Annotated in this window: 12 protein-coding genes; 8 read left to right on the top strand and 4 right to left on the bottom strand. The window is 73.4% G+C overall.

All coding sequences use genetic code 11. The features are described from left to right. Positions 1-255: 255 nt before the first annotated feature. On the bottom strand, positions 256-1,149 hold the full coding sequence (locus ACIGWZ_RS20160) for a DMT family transporter (protein ID WP_400066432.1): 894 nt from the start codon (positions 1,147-1,149) through the stop codon (positions 256-258). A 212-nt stretch (positions 1,150-1,361) separates the two neighbouring features. On the opposite strand from ACIGWZ_RS20160, the gene ACIGWZ_RS20155 reads away from it, so the two are divergent. The 7 genes from ACIGWZ_RS20155 to ACIGWZ_RS20125 all read left to right on the top strand — a co-directional run bounded on the left by ACIGWZ_RS20155 (position 1,362) and on the right by ACIGWZ_RS20125 (position 10,020). Next, the gene (locus tag ACIGWZ_RS20155) at positions 1,362-3,017 is read left to right on the top strand and encodes an FAD-binding dehydrogenase (protein ID WP_400066430.1); all 1,656 of its coding nucleotides are present in this window, start codon (positions 1,362-1,364) and stop codon (positions 3,015-3,017) included. Between the two features lie 293 nt (positions 3,018-3,310). Beyond that, positions 3,311-4,264: a hypothetical protein gene (locus ACIGWZ_RS20150; protein WP_400066427.1), complete on the top strand. Its 954-nt coding sequence runs from the start codon at positions 3,311-3,313 to the stop codon at positions 4,262-4,264. Between the two features lie 35 nt (positions 4,265-4,299). Next, positions 4,300-5,922 (top strand): APC family permease, encoded by a 1,623-nt coding sequence (locus ACIGWZ_RS20145; protein WP_400066425.1) that lies wholly within the window; start codon positions 4,300-4,302, stop codon positions 5,920-5,922. Beyond that, a complete protein-coding gene (locus tag ACIGWZ_RS20140; protein WP_400066423.1) occupies positions 5,919-7,844 on the top strand; it encodes a primary-amine oxidase in 1,926 nt (641 codons plus the stop codon). Before ACIGWZ_RS20145 ends, ACIGWZ_RS20140 begins: the two co-directional genes overlap by 4 nt. Before the next feature lie 81 nt (positions 7,845-7,925). Next, positions 7,926-8,672 carry a molybdopterin-dependent oxidoreductase gene (locus ACIGWZ_RS20135; RefSeq protein WP_400066479.1) on the top strand — a complete coding sequence of 249 codons (747 nt, stop codon included), beginning with the start codon at positions 7,926-7,928 and terminating at the stop codon, positions 8,670-8,672. Continuing rightward, the gene (locus tag ACIGWZ_RS20130) at positions 8,656-9,309 is read left to right on the top strand and encodes a cytochrome b/b6 domain-containing protein (protein WP_400066421.1); all 654 of its coding nucleotides are present in this window, start codon (positions 8,656-8,658) and stop codon (positions 9,307-9,309) included. The genes ACIGWZ_RS20135 and ACIGWZ_RS20130 overlap by 17 nt, the downstream gene beginning before the upstream one ends. Before the next feature lie 150 nt (positions 9,310-9,459). Next, positions 9,460-10,020 carry a GNAT family N-acetyltransferase gene (locus ACIGWZ_RS20125; protein ID WP_400066419.1) on the top strand — a complete coding sequence of 187 codons (561 nt, stop codon included), beginning with the start codon at positions 9,460-9,462 and terminating at the stop codon, positions 10,018-10,020. A 48-nt stretch (positions 10,021-10,068) separates the two neighbouring features. Here ACIGWZ_RS20125 and ACIGWZ_RS20120 read toward each other — a convergent pair whose 3' ends face one another. The 3 genes from ACIGWZ_RS20120 to ACIGWZ_RS20110 form a co-directional block, all read right to left on the bottom strand. Further along, entirely contained in the window at positions 10,069-11,262 is a 1,194-nt protein-coding gene (locus ACIGWZ_RS20120; RefSeq protein WP_400066417.1) for a sensor histidine kinase, read from the bottom strand. A gap of 61 nt (positions 11,263-11,323) precedes the next feature. Next, positions 11,324-12,085, bottom strand: coding sequence for a response regulator transcription factor (locus ACIGWZ_RS20115; protein ID WP_400066477.1), 762 nt, complete (start codon positions 12,083-12,085; stop codon positions 11,324-11,326). A gap of 158 nt (positions 12,086-12,243) precedes the next feature. Continuing rightward, entirely contained in the window at positions 12,244-12,645 is a 402-nt protein-coding gene (locus ACIGWZ_RS20110; protein WP_400066415.1) for a (2Fe-2S) ferredoxin domain-containing protein, read from the bottom strand. A 51-nt stretch (positions 12,646-12,696) separates the two neighbouring features. On the opposite strand from ACIGWZ_RS20110, the gene ACIGWZ_RS20105 reads away from it, so the two are divergent. Further along, the gene (locus ACIGWZ_RS20105; protein WP_400066413.1) at positions 12,697-14,082 is read left to right on the top strand and encodes a cytochrome P450; all 1,386 of its coding nucleotides are present in this window, start codon (positions 12,697-12,699) and stop codon (positions 14,080-14,082) included. The last annotated feature ends 261 nt before the right edge of the window (positions 14,083-14,343 follow it).

Below are 14,343 nucleotides of genomic sequence, written 5' to 3'. Positions count from 1 at the left end.
GTCGTAGCGGCGGAGCCGTGTAGGCCCGGTGCCGCTGCCGAACAGCCCCGCGCAGCGGCAACCAGCCCGCCGCAGGCGCAACGGCGAGAAAGCCCTACGGCGGGGAAGCCGACAACGTACGGCCACGGCAAAGCGCAGCGAACGGGCCGCAGGCGAAACGGCGAACAACCACCACGGCGGGAAAGCCAAAAACGTGGGGCCCAAGCAAAGCGCAGCGAAAACGTAGGGCGCCCCCACCGCGTTGGTGGGGGCGCCTCAATACGGCTGCAGCTCCCGTACGGGGTCGGCCTTGCCGGCCCCGGGCGGCATTGCCGGATGGCTGCCGATCAGGACGATCCCCGCGATCACGGCCACTATCCCGGCCGCCTCCCAGGCCAGCGCGCCCGGCGTCACCCGCAGCTGGTCGCCCAGGAAGCCCACCCCGCAGGCGATCCCGGCCAGCGGCTGGGCGGCGGTCAGTGCGGGCAGCGACATCCGCAGCGGTGCGGTCTCGAAGGCGCTCTGCACCATCACGAGTGCCAGGATGCCGAGGACGAGGATGGCGTACGGCTGCCAGCTGATCAGCAGGCCGGCCCAGCCGCCCTGCCCGAAGCGTTCGCCGCTGATCCGGGTCAGGGCGTCCTGCAGTCCGTACAACAGCCCGGCCGCCACGCCCAGCAGCGCCGCCTCCAGGCTGACGTGCACCCGCTCGCGTTTGGCGACGGCCGCCAGCACCAGGGCGGTCGCCAGCACTATGCCCATGATCAGCCACTGGGCGGGCCGCCCGGCCTCGCTGGTGCCGCCGTGCGGCTGCCCGGCCACGATGAACGCCGTCACCCCGCCCGCCAGCAGCCACAGCCCCGCCCAGCCGCTGCGCCCGAGCCGCTGTCCGCTCAGCCGCCGGGCCAGCGCCATCGCGAACAGCAGATTCGTCGCCAGCAGTGGCTCCACCAGAGTGATGTCACCCATTCCCAGCGCCAGCGCGCCGAGTGCCATGCCCACGATGAAGAGCGCGATACCGGCCACCCAGCGCGGCATCCGCACCAGGTCCAGCAGCAGGCGCAGGGAGAGGTAGTCCTTGGGCGGGGCGTGCTGCGCCGCTTCCTGCTGGAAGACGAAGCCCAGTCCCAGACAGCAGGCCGCCCCAAGGGCGAGCAGAATCACCGTCACGTCGCACTCCTCGTATCGCGCGGGGGCGGGGGATTGCGCCTGAGGACAGTCGGCCGGCGACGGCCCTGGGTGGCCCTCAACACCCACCATTCTTGCGCGCACCCGCCTGTACCACCGGGTAACAAAGGGTTGACGGCATGGTCCGGCGCGCCAAGGATCGTGTGCACCACGGCGGCCGGGGCGTCCGGCGGGCACCGGCGAGGAGAGCTGAGATGGCGTACGACGCTGATGTGATCGTGATCGGGGCGGGCCTGGCGGGACTGGCGGCCACCGCGGAACTGGTGGATGCCGGGCGCAAGGTCATCCTGCTCGACCAGGAGCCCGAGCAGTCCCTCGGCGGTCAGGCCCACTGGTCCTTCGGCGGCCTCTTCCTCGTCGACTCCCCCGAACAGCGCAGGCTGCGCATCCGCGACAGCCGCGAGCTGGCCTGGCAGGACTGGCTGGGCACCGCCGGCTTCGACCGGCCCGAGGACCACTGGCCGCGCAAATGGGCCGAGGCGTACGTCGACTTCGCGGCGGGTGAGAAGCGCGCGTGGCTGCACCGGCAGGGCGTACGGATCTTCCCCGTCGTCGGCTGGGCCGAACGCGGCGGCTACGACGCGACCGGGCACGGCAACTCCGTCCCCCGCTTCCACGTCACCTGGGGTACCGGGCCCGGCCTCGTTGCGCCGTTCGAGCGCCGGGTGCGGGCCGGGGTCGCGCGCGGACTGGTGGAGCTGCGCTTCCGGCACCGCGTCACCGGGCTCTCGCGCAGCGCGGGGAACGTGGACACCGTCGGCGGGGAGATCCTCGCGCCCTCGGGTGCCGAGCGGGGCACGCCCAGCAGCCGGGAGGTCACCGGCGCCTTCGAGCTCAAGGCGCAGGCCGTGATCGTCACCTCGGGCGGTATCGGCGGCAACCACGATCTCGTCCGCGCCAACTGGCCGGAGCGGCTGGGCACGGCCCCCGAGCGGATGCTGTCCGGGGTGCCCGCGCATGTGGACGGCAAGATGCTGGGCATCACCGAGGCGGCCGGCGGCCGGATCATCAACCGCGACCGCATGTGGCACTACACCGAGGGCATCGAGAACTGGAACCCCATCTGGCCGATGCACGGCATCCGGATCCTGTCCGGCCCCTCCCCGCTGTGGCTGGACGCCCGCGGCAAGCGGCTGCCGGTGCCGCTGTTCCCCGGCTTCGACACCCTCGGCACGCTCGAGCACATCATGCGGACCGGCTACGACTACACCTGGTTCGTACTCACCCGGAAGATCATCGAGAAGGAGTTCACCCTCTCCGGCTCCGAGCAGAACCCGGATCTGACGGGCAAGAGCGTGCGCGACGTACTGGGGCGGGCCAGGGCCGGGGCGCCGGGGCCGGTGCAGGCGTTCATGGACCACGGTGCGGACTTCATCGTCGAACGGTCGCTGACGACTCTCGTGCGGCGGATGAACGCCCTCACCGAGGACCCGCTGATCGACGAGGTCGAGCTGCGCCGCGAGATCGTCGCGCGCGACCGCGAGATCGCCCACCCCTTCACCAAGGACCTCCAGGTCACCGCGATGCGCGGGGCCCGTAAATACCTCGGCGACCGGCTGATCCGCACCGCCGCCCCGCACCGCCTGCTCGACCCCGGGGCCGGCCCGCTGATCGCCGTACGGCTCAGCATCCTCACCCGCAAGACGCTCGGCGGCCTGGAGACCGATCTGTCCTCGCGGGTGCTGACCGAGGGCGGCGAGCCCCTGCCCGGTGTGTACGCGGCGGGGGAGGCGGCGGGATTCGGCGGCGGCGGGGTGCACGGCTACCGCTCGCTGGAGGGCACCTTCCTCGGCGGCTGTCTCTTCTCGGGGCGCGCGGCGGGGCGGGCGGCGGCCGGGGCGGTTTCCTAAGAGGAAGTAAAACGCGGTCGATTCCGGTCGACGATCGGTCAATATCGTGTTCCGGAAGGGGACTTGGCGTGGATCCAGCCATTCCCTTTCCGGCCTTGACGCGAAGCTGTGCGGAACGCTTTGCTGTGCGTGAAATTCCCGCGGTGGACCAGACCACTTTCCGCTGACGTGCTACGCGCGCAGACCCGGTCCGCTCCCACTCGGACGACACGGTTCCCCCGGGCGACACGGTGCGCCCGGACGACACAGCGAGGTGGAAGATCGGTGCAGCGCGGCATGGAGTGCCCCGGTCCATGAACCCGCGCCCGTCATCTCCGCTGGGACGCTCCCGCCGCAAGGACACCCCGGCCCTCACCCCGATCCTGGACGACGCCGAACTGGCCTCCGCGGCAACGGCGTTGACCCACGGCCGGTGGGGCGAGGTGCGCACCCTGCTCGCCGAGACCAGCGAGGAATGGGACCTGCGGGGCCACCGATTAACGGTCCTGGGCACCGCGCCGGGCTGCGCCGCCTGGGCCCGCGACTGGCAGCTCGCCGAACCGGACAGCGGCGACGCCGCCACCCTGCTGGCCTGCGCCACCGTCCACCTCGCGCTGGCCGGCAAGGGCGGCATCCAGGCCGCCGCCGAGGCCTGCCGAACCGCCGCCGCCATGCTGCCCGCCGACCCCACCCCCTGGCTCGGCACGCTGCTCCTCGCCCGCCACACCGGCACCGTCGACGAACGCGAGCAGGCCTTCGACCGGATACGGGCCCGCCACCCCGACCATCACCACGCACACCACCTCATGACGGCCTGCCTCGCCGAATTCCAGGAGGGCGACCGCGACGACCCCCTGCACCAGGTCTACGACTTCGCCGCCTGGGCCGCCGAACAGGCCCCGGCCGACTCCCCGCTGGCCGTCCTCCCCGTCATCGCGCACGCCGAGCGCTACCGCGTCCTGGTCGCCCACGGCCTGGAGCCCGCCGACCCCGCCGCCTCCGGCCACTGGTCCACCCGGCGCGCCCGCCAGGCCATGAAGGCCGCCTTCGACTGGTGGCTGGAGTGGGAGGGTGAGGACCACCCGCGCTCCAAGGTCGACCTCAACTTCCTCGCACACGCAAAGTTCCACGAGGGGCGGATGGCCGAGGCGGCCGCGCTCTTCCACCGCATCGGCAACCACGTCACCCCCGAACCGTGGTCGTACGCGGGCCGCCACCCCGTCAAGGCGTTCAAGGCCGCCCGCGCCGCCGCCCTCGGCGCCACCTGACCCCAACCCCCTTCCCTGGAAAGGACAACCCCGCCATGCCGATCGGCAGTTCGGGAAAGACGAACAGCGCCCTCGCCACCGCCGGCCCCGGGCGCACGACCGGCCCCGGCGGTGCGATCCGCACCTTCAAGGGCACCGAACGCGCGCTGCGGGCCGACCGGATCGGCACGCCGGGCCTGCTGCTGTCGGTGCTGGCCGCCAGCGCCCCCTTGATGGTCGTCGCCGGCATCATGGTCACCACGTACCAGGTCATGGGGATCGTGGGGCAGCCGCTGCTGTTCGTCGCCCTGGGCGTGGTGATGGCGCTGTTCAGCGTCGGCTATGCCGAGATGAGCCGGCACGTCCACAACGCCGGTGCGTTCTACGCCTACATCGCCCGCGGCCTGGGCGGTACGGTCGGCGCCGGCGCCTCCTTCGTCGCGCTCGTCTCCTACAGCATCATGCAGACCGGCATCTACGGCATGTTCGGCTTCGAGGTCTCCGCGCTGCTGGAGCGGTATCTCGGTGCCTCCGTCGCCTGGTGGATCCCCGCGCTGCTGGGCGTCGCCGTCGTCGGCGCGCTCGGCGCCCTGAAGATCGACCTCAACGCCAAGGTCCTCGGCGTCCTCCTGCTCCTCGAGGTCGTCATGATCGTCATCTTCGATCTCGGCTTCGCCGCCCAGCCCGGACCGCAGGGCCTGTCCCTGCACGCCTTCGACCCCGCCACCCTCGGCGGCGCGGGCCTGGGCACCTCCCTGTGCTTCGCGGTCACCGGCTTCGTCGGTTTCGAACAGGCCCCCGTCTACGCGGAGGAGACCAGCCGGCCGGGCACCGTCGTGGCCCGCGTGATGTTCCTGACCGTCGGCTTCGTCGCGGTCTTCTTCGCCCTCAGCTGCTGGCTCATCGGCGTCGCCACCGGCCCGGACCACGTCGTGGCCGCCGCCGGCGAACACGGCCCCGGGCTGATCTTCACCCTGGCCGAACAGCGCCTGGGCACCCTCTTCACCGACGTCCTGCATCTGTTCTTCGTCACCGGCATCTTCGCGGCGATGCTCAGCTGCCACAACGTCGTCGCCCGCTACGCCTTCGCGATGGGCCGCGAGGGCCTGCTGCCCGCCCCGCTCGGCCGTACCGCCAAGGCCAGCGGCGCCCCCGCGCTCGGCTCCCTCCTCCAGACCGTTCTCGCGCTGGTCGTCGTCACCGCCTTCGCCGTCAGCGACGACAAGCCCGCGGGCGACCCCACCGCCCCCGTCATCCACCTGTCCGCCTGGGCCGGGAACATCGGCGCGTTCGGCGTGATCCTGCTGATGGCCACCGCCTCCCTCGCCGTCATCGTCTTCTTCGTACGCCGCGGAGCGGGCCGCGCCCAGGCCGGCCGGCTGACGGCCTCCGGGCTCGCCGCCCTCGCCCTGCTGGCCGTACTCGTCTACGGCGTCAAGGACTTCGACATCCTGGTCGACGCCGGGGAGGGCTCCGTACTGGGCTGGCTGCTGCCCTCCCTCATCGGGGTCGCCGCCGTCATCGGCCTCGTCCACGGCAGCCTGCTGCGCGCCCGCAAGCCGGCGGTGCACGCCCGGATCGGGCTGGGCAACGAGGCCTTCCAGCTGGACAAGGCGGCCGGCGCCTCGGCCCCCGGCGGCGCGGACGCCCCCGCCCCGCACAAGGAGAGCCGCCCATGACCGCCGCCCACCCGCTCGACCCGCTGACCGCCGACGAGATAGCCACCGCCCGCGCCGTCCTGGAAGAGGCCGGCAAGGCAGGGGAGACCACCCGGTACCCGCTCGTCCTCCTCGACGAGCCGGACCGGCACACCGTCACCGCGCACCTCCCCGGCACCCCCGTCGTCCGCCGGCTCCGCGTCACCCTCCTCGAACCGGCCACCGGCACCGGCCACGAAGCCCTGGTCGACGTCACCGCCCGCACCCTGCTCACCTACCGCGCACTCGACCCGGAGACCGACGGCCGGCCGCCGATCCTGGTCGAGGAGTACGAGCGCTGCGACGCGATCGTCAAGGCCGACCCGGGCTGGCGCACGGCCATGGCCGAACGCGGCATCACCGACACCGGCCCGGTCATCTGCGCAGGCCTCGCGGCCGGCAACTTCGCCGTCGAGGCGGAACGCGGCCGCCGGATGCTGCGCGCCCTGACCTTCCTGCGCTGCGACACCACCGACAACCCCTTCGCGCACCCCGTCGCCGGCCTGGTCGCCGACGTCGACCTCACCGAAGGCCGCGTCATCCGCCTCATCGACACCGGCCCGGTCCCCGTCCCCGCCGAATGCGGCCGCTACGAGGCCGAGTTCACCGGCCCGCCCCGCACCGACCTCAAACCGCTGGAGATCACCCAGCCCGACGGCCCCTCCTTCACCCTCGACGGACCGGTCCTCACCTGGCAGAACTGGCAGCTGCGGATCGACTTCAACGCCCGCGAGGGCCTGGTCCTGCACCAGCTCTCCCACCGCGACGGCGACCGGCCGCGCCCCGTACTGCACCGCGCCTCGCTCGCCGAAATGGCCGTCCCCTACGCCGATCCCGACGCCTCCCGCAACTGGGTCTGCTACCTCGACGTCGGCGAATACACCCTCGGCCGCCAAGCCAACGCCCTGCGCCTGGGCTGCGACTGCCTCGGCGAGATCCGCTACCTCGACGCCGTCGTCGCCGACGACCACTGCGCCCCGCAGACGCTCCCCAACGCCATCTGCATCCACGAGGAGGACCACGGCCTCCTGTGGAAGCACACCAACATGTTCGACGACTTCGCCGCCGAGAGCCGCCGCTCCCGCCGCCTGGTCATCTCCTTCATCGCCACCCTCGGCAACTACGACTACGGCTTCTACTGGTACCTCTACCAGGACGGCACCCTCGAGTTCGAGGCCAAGTCCACCGGCCTGCTGCAGACCACCGCCACCGTGCCCGGCGAGCACACCGGCTACGCCACCGAGGTCGCCCCCGGCCTCCAGGCGCCCTTCCACCAGCACCTCTTCTGCGCCCGGCTGGACCCGGCGGTGGACGGCCACGCCAACACCGTCGAGGAGATCGACGTCGTACCGCTCCCGACGGGTCCGGACAACCCCTACGGCAACGCCTTCACCACCCGCGCCACACCCATAGCCGACTCCGCCGAGTCGGGCCGGCTCGCCGATGCCGCCGCCGGCCGCCGCTGGGCGATCACCAACCCCGCCGCCCACAACCGCATGGGCCGCCCCGTCGCCTACACCCTCACCCCTCAGCCCGCCCCCACCCTCCTCGCCCGCCCCGGCTCCTCCGCCGCCCGCCGCGTCGGCTACGCCACCCGCCACCTCTGGGTCACCCGCGCCCGCCCCGAACGCCGCTTCCCCGACGGCGACTACCCCAACCAGCACCCCGGCGGCGCCGGCGTCCTCGAGTGGTCCCGGCCCGGCGAATCCCTCCTGGCCACCGAACTCACCCTCTGGCACACCTTCGGCCCCACCCACCTCCCGCGCCTGGAGGACTGGCCGGTCATGCCCGTCGACCGCTGCGGCTTCACCCTCCGCCCCACCGGCTTCTTCGACCGCAACCCCGCCCTCGACCTCCCGCGGGAGAGCGGCGGCCACTGCGCGAGCGCCGCCGGCCACGGATGACGAAAGTCTGACGCCGGGGCCGCGGCACTGGCCCCGGCCGCCCTCCGGTGTTCGAATCCAAGGGTGAACACGGACGATGCGATTCCGCCCCGCGCGGCGGACGACGACGGCAGCGGTGCGGACCGGCGCGGGACCCCCGTCGGCCGCCGCGTGGTGCTCGGCATGCTCGCCGCCGGCGCCGCGGGCGTCGCCGCCGCCCCCCTCCTGCAGCGCGCCTACGACAACACCATCGGCGCCGCCGCCCGGAACGACCCCACCGGAATCTCCGGCCTGCTCCCCGCCGGCGGCGGCTTCCGCTACTACTCCGTCACCGGCTCCGTCCCGCACAAGGACGAGCGCACCTACCGCCTCACCATCGACGGCCTGGTACGCCACCGCACCAGCTACCGCCTCGCCGACCTGCGCCGGCTCCCGCAGACCCGGATCGTCCACGACGTCCAGTGCGTCACCGGCTGGCGGGTGCCCGGCACCCCCTTCGAAGGCGTACGCCTGTCCACCCTCCTCGACGCCGCCGGCGTCAGCCCCCGCGCCAAGGCCGTCCGCTTCACCTGCTTCGACGGCGCCTACAGCGAATCCCTCACCCTCGCCCAGGCCCGCCGCAAGGACGTCCTGGTGGCCCTCCGCATGCAGGACAAGCCCCTCGGCCACGACCACGGCGGACCGGTACGCCTCTACGTCGCCCCCATGTACTTCTACAAGTCGGCGAAATGGCTCTCCGGCATCACCGTCACCGACCGGGTCGAACCCGGATTCTGGGAGGAGCGCGGCTATGACGTCGACGCCTGGGTCGGCCGCTCGAACGGACGTGACGATGCCCCGACCGGCTGAGCACACCGAGAGCGGCACCGGGAACGGCACGGGCACGGCCCGCATCCCCCGCTTCACCCCCGCCGAACACTGGGTGCACCGCGCCACCGCCACCCTGCTGACCGTCTGCGTCCTCACCGCGGGCTGCCTCTACCTGCCCTTCCTCGCCGAACTCGTCGGCCGCCGCGCCCTGATGGTCACCGTCCACGAATGGTCCGGCATCCTCCTGCCCGTTCCCCTCCTCCTCGGCCTCGCCTCCCGCGCCCTGCGCGCCGACCTCACCCGCCTCAACCGTTACGGCCCGCACGACCGCCGCTGGCTGCACTCCGCCCTGCGCCGCCGCCGCACCGGCCGCCCCGCCGGCAAGTTCAACGCCGGCCAGAAGCTCTACGCCGCATGGATCGCCGGCGCCGTCCTGGTCATGTTGGGCACCGGCCTGCTGATGTGGTTCACGCACCTCGCCCCGCTGGCCTGGCGCACCGGCGCCACCTTCGTCCACGACTGGCTCGCCCTCGCGGTGATCGTCGTCGTCGCCGGCCATGTGTGGAGGGCGTTCGGCGACCCGGAGGCGCGGCGAGGGATGCGCACCGGGTCGGTGGACGCGCAGTGGGCACGGCGGGAACATCCGCTGTGGGTGCACGACAGGAACCGGCACTGAGAGCCGCCGCGGCGAACGCGGCGGCACTTTCGAGGAGCCCGGCGCCGCAAGTGCCCCCGGTCCGCGGGCCGAAGGCGGCGAACACCGGAGCCGTCCGTGAGATCATGCGTTCGCCTGTGCGCCGGTGGCGACCGACTGTGGAAGGTGTCGATGTACGCGATATCCCTGGGCGACGACGGAGCCGAACTGCGCCCGCTCGAGCCGTGGCGGGCCGAGGAGTTCCTGGCCCATATGAACCGGGGCCGGGAGTTCATCGGGCAGCACAACGCGCTGCCCGACATCGTCACGGACCTGGCGTCGAGCCGGGCGTTCCTCCAGGCGTACGCCGAGAAGACCGCGGCCGACACCGGTCGGATCCACGGCATCTGGACGGACGGCCGACTGGTCGGCGCGGTCATCTTCCGCACGATGAACGTCGCGCAGGGCACCGCTGAGGCGGGCTGCTGGCTGGAGCCGTCGGCGGTGGGCAAGGGGCTGGTGACCCGGGCCGCGCGGATGATCATCGACTGGGCCGTCGAGGAGCGGGGCATCCACCGCGTGGACTGGTGGGTCTCGGCGTCGAACGCGCCCAGCATCGCCGTGGCGCGGCGGCTCGGGATGACGAGGGACGGCGTGCTGCGGGGGAGCCATCTGCACCGGGGGCAGCGGCACGACGAGGAGATCTGGTCGGTGCTGGCGCCGGAGTGGCGGGCGGGCAAGCGGGCCGCGTGAACCGCCGACCCGCTGCCTCCCCGACCCGCTGACCCGTTCCCCCGGCCCTCACTCCGCGGGCGGCCCCGGCTGCGACTCCGCGGGCGGCTCGGCGGCCGGCAGCTCCACCTCGAACCGGCACCCCGCCCCCGTGTTACGGACCGTGGCCCGGCCCTGGTGCGCCTCCACGATGCCCCGCACGATCGCCAGCCCCAGCCCCGCGCCGCTCTCACCGATGGGGGCACCTCCCGCTCGGGAGAAGCCGGGAGCGGGGGAGCGCGGCGTGCGGGCCGGGGCGCCGCGCCAGCCGGTCTCGAAGACCCGGGCCAGGTCCTCGGGCGGGATGCCGCCGCAGCCGTCCTCGACCGCGAGGACCACCCGGCCCTCCTCATGGCGCGCGCTGACCGCGACGGTACCGTCGGCCGGGGTCGCGCGGATCGCGTTGACCAGCAGATTCCCCAGCACCCGGGTGATCTGCTGGGCATCGACGCGGACCGGCAGCGGCGCCACCCCGCCGTCCACCAGCCGCACCCCGCTCGCCCGCGCCAGCGGCCGCGCCCCCGCCAGCGCATCGTCCACCAGGTCGTACACCGACACCCGCGACATCGTCAGCGCCAGCGCACCGGCCTGGATACGCGACAGTTCGAAGAGGTCGTCGACCATCGCCGCCAGCCGGTCCACCTCGATCCGCATCCGCGAGTGATAGCGCCCGGTGTCCTCGGCGACGCCGTCCTCGAGGGCCTCGGCCATCGCCCGCAGACCGGCGAGCGGGGTCCGCAGATCGTGCGAGATCCCGGCGATCAGATCCCGCCGCGCGGCGTCCAGCGTGCGCTCCCGCTCCCGCGCCGCCGCCAGCCGTCCGCTGGTCTCCTCCAACGCCCGTGACAGCGCGGCCAGTTCCGCCGTCGGCGGTTCGGCGGGCGCCGCGAATCCGCCCTCGCTTCCGACCGTACGGGCGGACCGGGCCAGCTCCCGGCTGCCCGCCGCGATCCGCCGCCCGAACAGCAGCGCGGCGGCCAGCGACACCACCCCGGAGACACCGACCACGGCCATCACCACGCCCAGGTCGTGCCCCGACAGAAACATCGCCTGGGCGACCGCCACGGTGCCCGCCGCCATCGCGGCCACCGCCAGCGCCGCCACGGCGAACAGCGACAGCACGACGGAGCGCCGCCGCAGCACCCGCACGGCGGGCGCGGCCAGCAGCCCGACGAGCGCCGCACCGAGCGCCGCCAGCGCGACGATGACCAGGAAGTCCGTCATGCCCGCACCTCGTCGCCCGCCCGGGAGACCGCCACCCTGACCACCCTCGTCCGCACGTCCGTCATGCCTGCGGCCCGTCCCCCGCCGGGTCGAAGCGGTAGCCCGCGCCCCATACCGTCGTCACCAGCAGCGGCGCCGCCGGATCGTCCTCGATCTTCTCGCGCAGCCGGCGCACATGCACGGTCACCGTCGACAGATCGCCGAACTCCCAGCCCCACACCCGGTGCAGCAGCTCCTCCCGGGAGAACACCCGCCCCGGGTTCCGCAGCAGAAACACCAGCAGGTCGAACTCGCGGGCGGTGAGGGAGAGGTCGCGTCCGGCGCGGTCGGCGCGGCGGGCCGCGGGATCGGCGGTGAGGTCCCCGGCGCGCAGGACGGGGGCGTGGCCGGCGGCCGGCGGCGCGGCCTCCGCCCGGCGCAGCACCGAGCCGATCCGCAGGACCAGTTCGCGCGGGCTGAACGGCTTGGTGACGTAGTCGTCCGCGCCCAGTTCGAGCCCGAGGATCCGGTCCGCCTCCTCGCCGCGCGCCGTCAGCATCACCACCGGGACGGCCGGCCCGTCACCGGCCCGGCGCAGCCGCCGGCACACCTCCAGGCCGTCGATGCCCGGCAGCATCAGATCGAGGACGACCAGATGCGGGCGGAACGCCGCGGCCCGGTCGAGGGCGGCGAACCCGTCGGCGGCGTGCTCGGTGACGTACCCGGCGCGGGAGAGATAGCCGGTGACGACCTCCGCGACCGTCGGATCGTCCTCGACGACCAGGACACGCCGCGGCGGCCCGTGCGGGGCAACCGGCGCGGGCGGCGGGGATGCGGCGGACATCATGCTGACAGCCAACACCACCGGACGCCATGCCGGGCAATCGCCCCTGGGCCCGTAAGACTCCGGTAACCGGCGCGCGTCCGGCCCCCGGCCCCCGGCCCCGCGGCCGGACCCGGCCCGGCCACGCATGCGGTTGCGGTGGTTGCCGGACCGGTCCTTCAGTCCTTCAGCCCCTCCCGGACCCGCCGCGACACCGTGAGCGCGTACAGATCGAGAACCCCGGGCGGTTCGGCGATCCCGGGTCCCCCGGCCCGTATCCAGGCGGCGATGTCCGCCAGCGCGTCGTCGTCGTTGACCAGCCCCAGCCACACGGGCCGTCCGCCCGCCGCCCGCCCCGCCGCCGACGGCTGGACCACGACCACGTTCGCCTGGTCGCACACGTCCAGACACTCCGAGGCCCGCACCGGCGCCGCGCCCGCGAGCGCCGCGCGCAGCCGCGGTATCTGCCCGCTGTGGTCGACGCCCGGAATCTTGGCCGGATCGCCGCAGCAGCAGCCGCGGCAGACGGTGACACGACAGGGAGCCTCGCCGGCCGCCCGGCCGGAGCGCTTGGTGATCATCCGGCCCATGCTACGTGCCATATCCGGGCCGCCGCTGGACAGGAATGCGTCATGACTCCTCCCACGGCCTCCCGCGCCGCCGCACCCGGCCCGGCCGGCCTGCCCCTCCTCGGCTCGCTGCTCGACCTGCGCCGCGACTCCCTCGGCACGTTCTTACGGGCCCGGCGCACCCATGGCGAGGTGGTCCGCCTCCAGGCCGGCCCGCCCGGCCTGCGCAGCGTCTTCCACGCGGTCTTCGCGCCCGAGGGCGTCCAGCAGGTCCTCGCCTCCGAGGCCGCCGGCTTCCGCAAGGACCACCCGCTGTACGAGGAGGTCCGCCAGTCCTTCGGCAACGGCCTGCTCACCAGCCAGGACAGCGATTACCTGCGTCAGCGGCGGCTGGTGCAGCCGCTGTTCACCAAGCGGCGGGTCGACGGCTATGCGGGGGCGGTCACCGCGGAGGCCGGTGCCGTCGCCGCCCGCTGGCGTACCGCGGACGGCGGCACCGTCGACCTCGTACGCGAGATGAACCGGCTGGCCCTGGGCACGGTCTCCCGGATCCTGTTCGGGACGGACGCGGCGGCCGCGGCGGACGCCATCGACCGCTGCGCACCGGTCATCAACGCCTATGTCGTCAGCCGTGCCTACGTACCCGTGAAGCTCCCGCGTGAATGGCCCACGCCCGGGAACCGGCGGGCGCGGGCGGCCACCGACGAGCTGAACGCGCTGTGCGACCGCATCCTCGCCGAGCGGCGGGCGGCGGCCGGGACACCGGCGGACGGTGCCGTCGAGGGCGAGGACCTGCTGTCCCTCCTCACCCGGGCCGGCAACGACGCGGACGGCTCCCTCGACGCGACGGAGATCCGCGAGCAGGTCCTGATCTTCCTGCTGGCCGGGCACGAGACCACGGCGACCTCGCTGGCCTTCACCCTCCATCTCCTCGCCCGGCATCCGCAGGAGCAGCAAAGGGTCCGGGAGGAGATCGACCGGGCGCTGGGGGACCGCGTCCCCACCGCCGCCGATCTGGACCGGCTGCCGTATCTGACGCAGGCCCTCAAGGAGTCGATGCGGCTGTACCCGGCGGCGCCGGTCATCAGCCGCCGGGCGGTCGAGGCCACCGAGATCGGCGGATTCCCGATTCCGGCGGGCGCCGATGTGGTCGTCGCGCCCTGGGTCACGCACCGCGATCCGGAGCTGTGGGAGGACCCCGAGCGCTTCGATCCGGGCCGCTTCACCCCCGAGCGCGAGGCGGCGCGTCACCGCTACGCATGGTTCCCGTTCGGCGGCGGCCCCCGCGCCTGCATCGGGCAGCACTTCTCGATGCTGGAGTCGGTGCTGGCGCTGGCGACGCTGCTGCGGGCGTGCGAACTGGAGGCGGTGGACCAGGAGGTGCCGGTCGCCGCCGGCATCACCCTCCAGGCGACGGGACCGGCCCGGGTGCGGCTGCGCCACCAGTAAACGCAACCAAAATAGCGTTTGCATTTCGGGGGCGGTGCGCGTACGGTCGATACCGGTCCAGCGCGCGCCGCCATGGCGCCCCCCGCCCGACAGGAGAAGGCCGTTGCTCGTCTGAGGTCCCGAGACACCGCGCCCGCGCAAGGTGGAACTCCCGTACCCGTTCAGGGTCATGAGGAGCACCGCGCGGCCCGTCCGCGACCTCGGCGTACCCCTCGGCGTACTCCGGCGCACCTCGACGTTCTCCCGCGGTGTCTCCCTGCG

This window comes from Streptomyces sp. NPDC053427 (genome assembly GCF_044544985.1).
Classification (GTDB): Bacteria; Actinomycetota; Actinomycetes; order Streptomycetales; family Streptomycetaceae; genus Streptomyces.
Note: the sequence above shows the minus strand (reverse complement) of the source record. Positions and strands in the feature narration are given on the sequence as shown.

Excerpts from the sequence above, each read along its gene's own strand:
- ACIGWZ_RS20155 (WP_400066430.1), top strand. The coding sequence starts at position 1,362 with ATGGCGTACGACGCTGATGTGATCGTGATCGGGGCGGGCCTGGCGGGA.
- ACIGWZ_RS20150 (WP_400066427.1), top strand. The coding sequence starts at position 3,311 with ATGAACCCGCGCCCGTCATCTCCGCTGGGACGCTCCCGCCGCAAGGAC.
- ACIGWZ_RS20145 (WP_400066425.1), top strand. The coding sequence starts at position 4,300 with ATGCCGATCGGCAGTTCGGGAAAGACGAACAGCGCCCTCGCCACCGCC.
- ACIGWZ_RS20140 (WP_400066423.1), top strand. The coding sequence starts at position 5,919 with ATGACCGCCGCCCACCCGCTCGACCCGCTGACCGCCGACGAGATAGCC.
- ACIGWZ_RS20130 (WP_400066421.1), top strand. The coding sequence starts at position 8,656 with ATGCCCCGACCGGCTGAGCACACCGAGAGCGGCACCGGGAACGGCACG.
- ACIGWZ_RS20125 (WP_400066419.1), top strand. The coding sequence starts at position 9,460 with ATGTACGCGATATCCCTGGGCGACGACGGAGCCGAACTGCGCCCGCTC.
- ACIGWZ_RS20120 (WP_400066417.1), bottom strand. The coding sequence starts at position 11,262 with ATGACGGACTTCCTGGTCATCGTCGCGCTGGCGGCGCTCGGTGCGGCG.
- ACIGWZ_RS20115 (WP_400066477.1), bottom strand. The coding sequence starts at position 12,085 with ATGTCCGCCGCATCCCCGCCGCCCGCGCCGGTTGCCCCGCACGGGCCG.
- ACIGWZ_RS20110 (WP_400066415.1), bottom strand. The coding sequence starts at position 12,645 with ATGATCACCAAGCGCTCCGGCCGGGCGGCCGGCGAGGCTCCCTGTCGT.
- ACIGWZ_RS20105 (WP_400066413.1), top strand. The coding sequence starts at position 12,697 with ATGACTCCTCCCACGGCCTCCCGCGCCGCCGCACCCGGCCCGGCCGGC.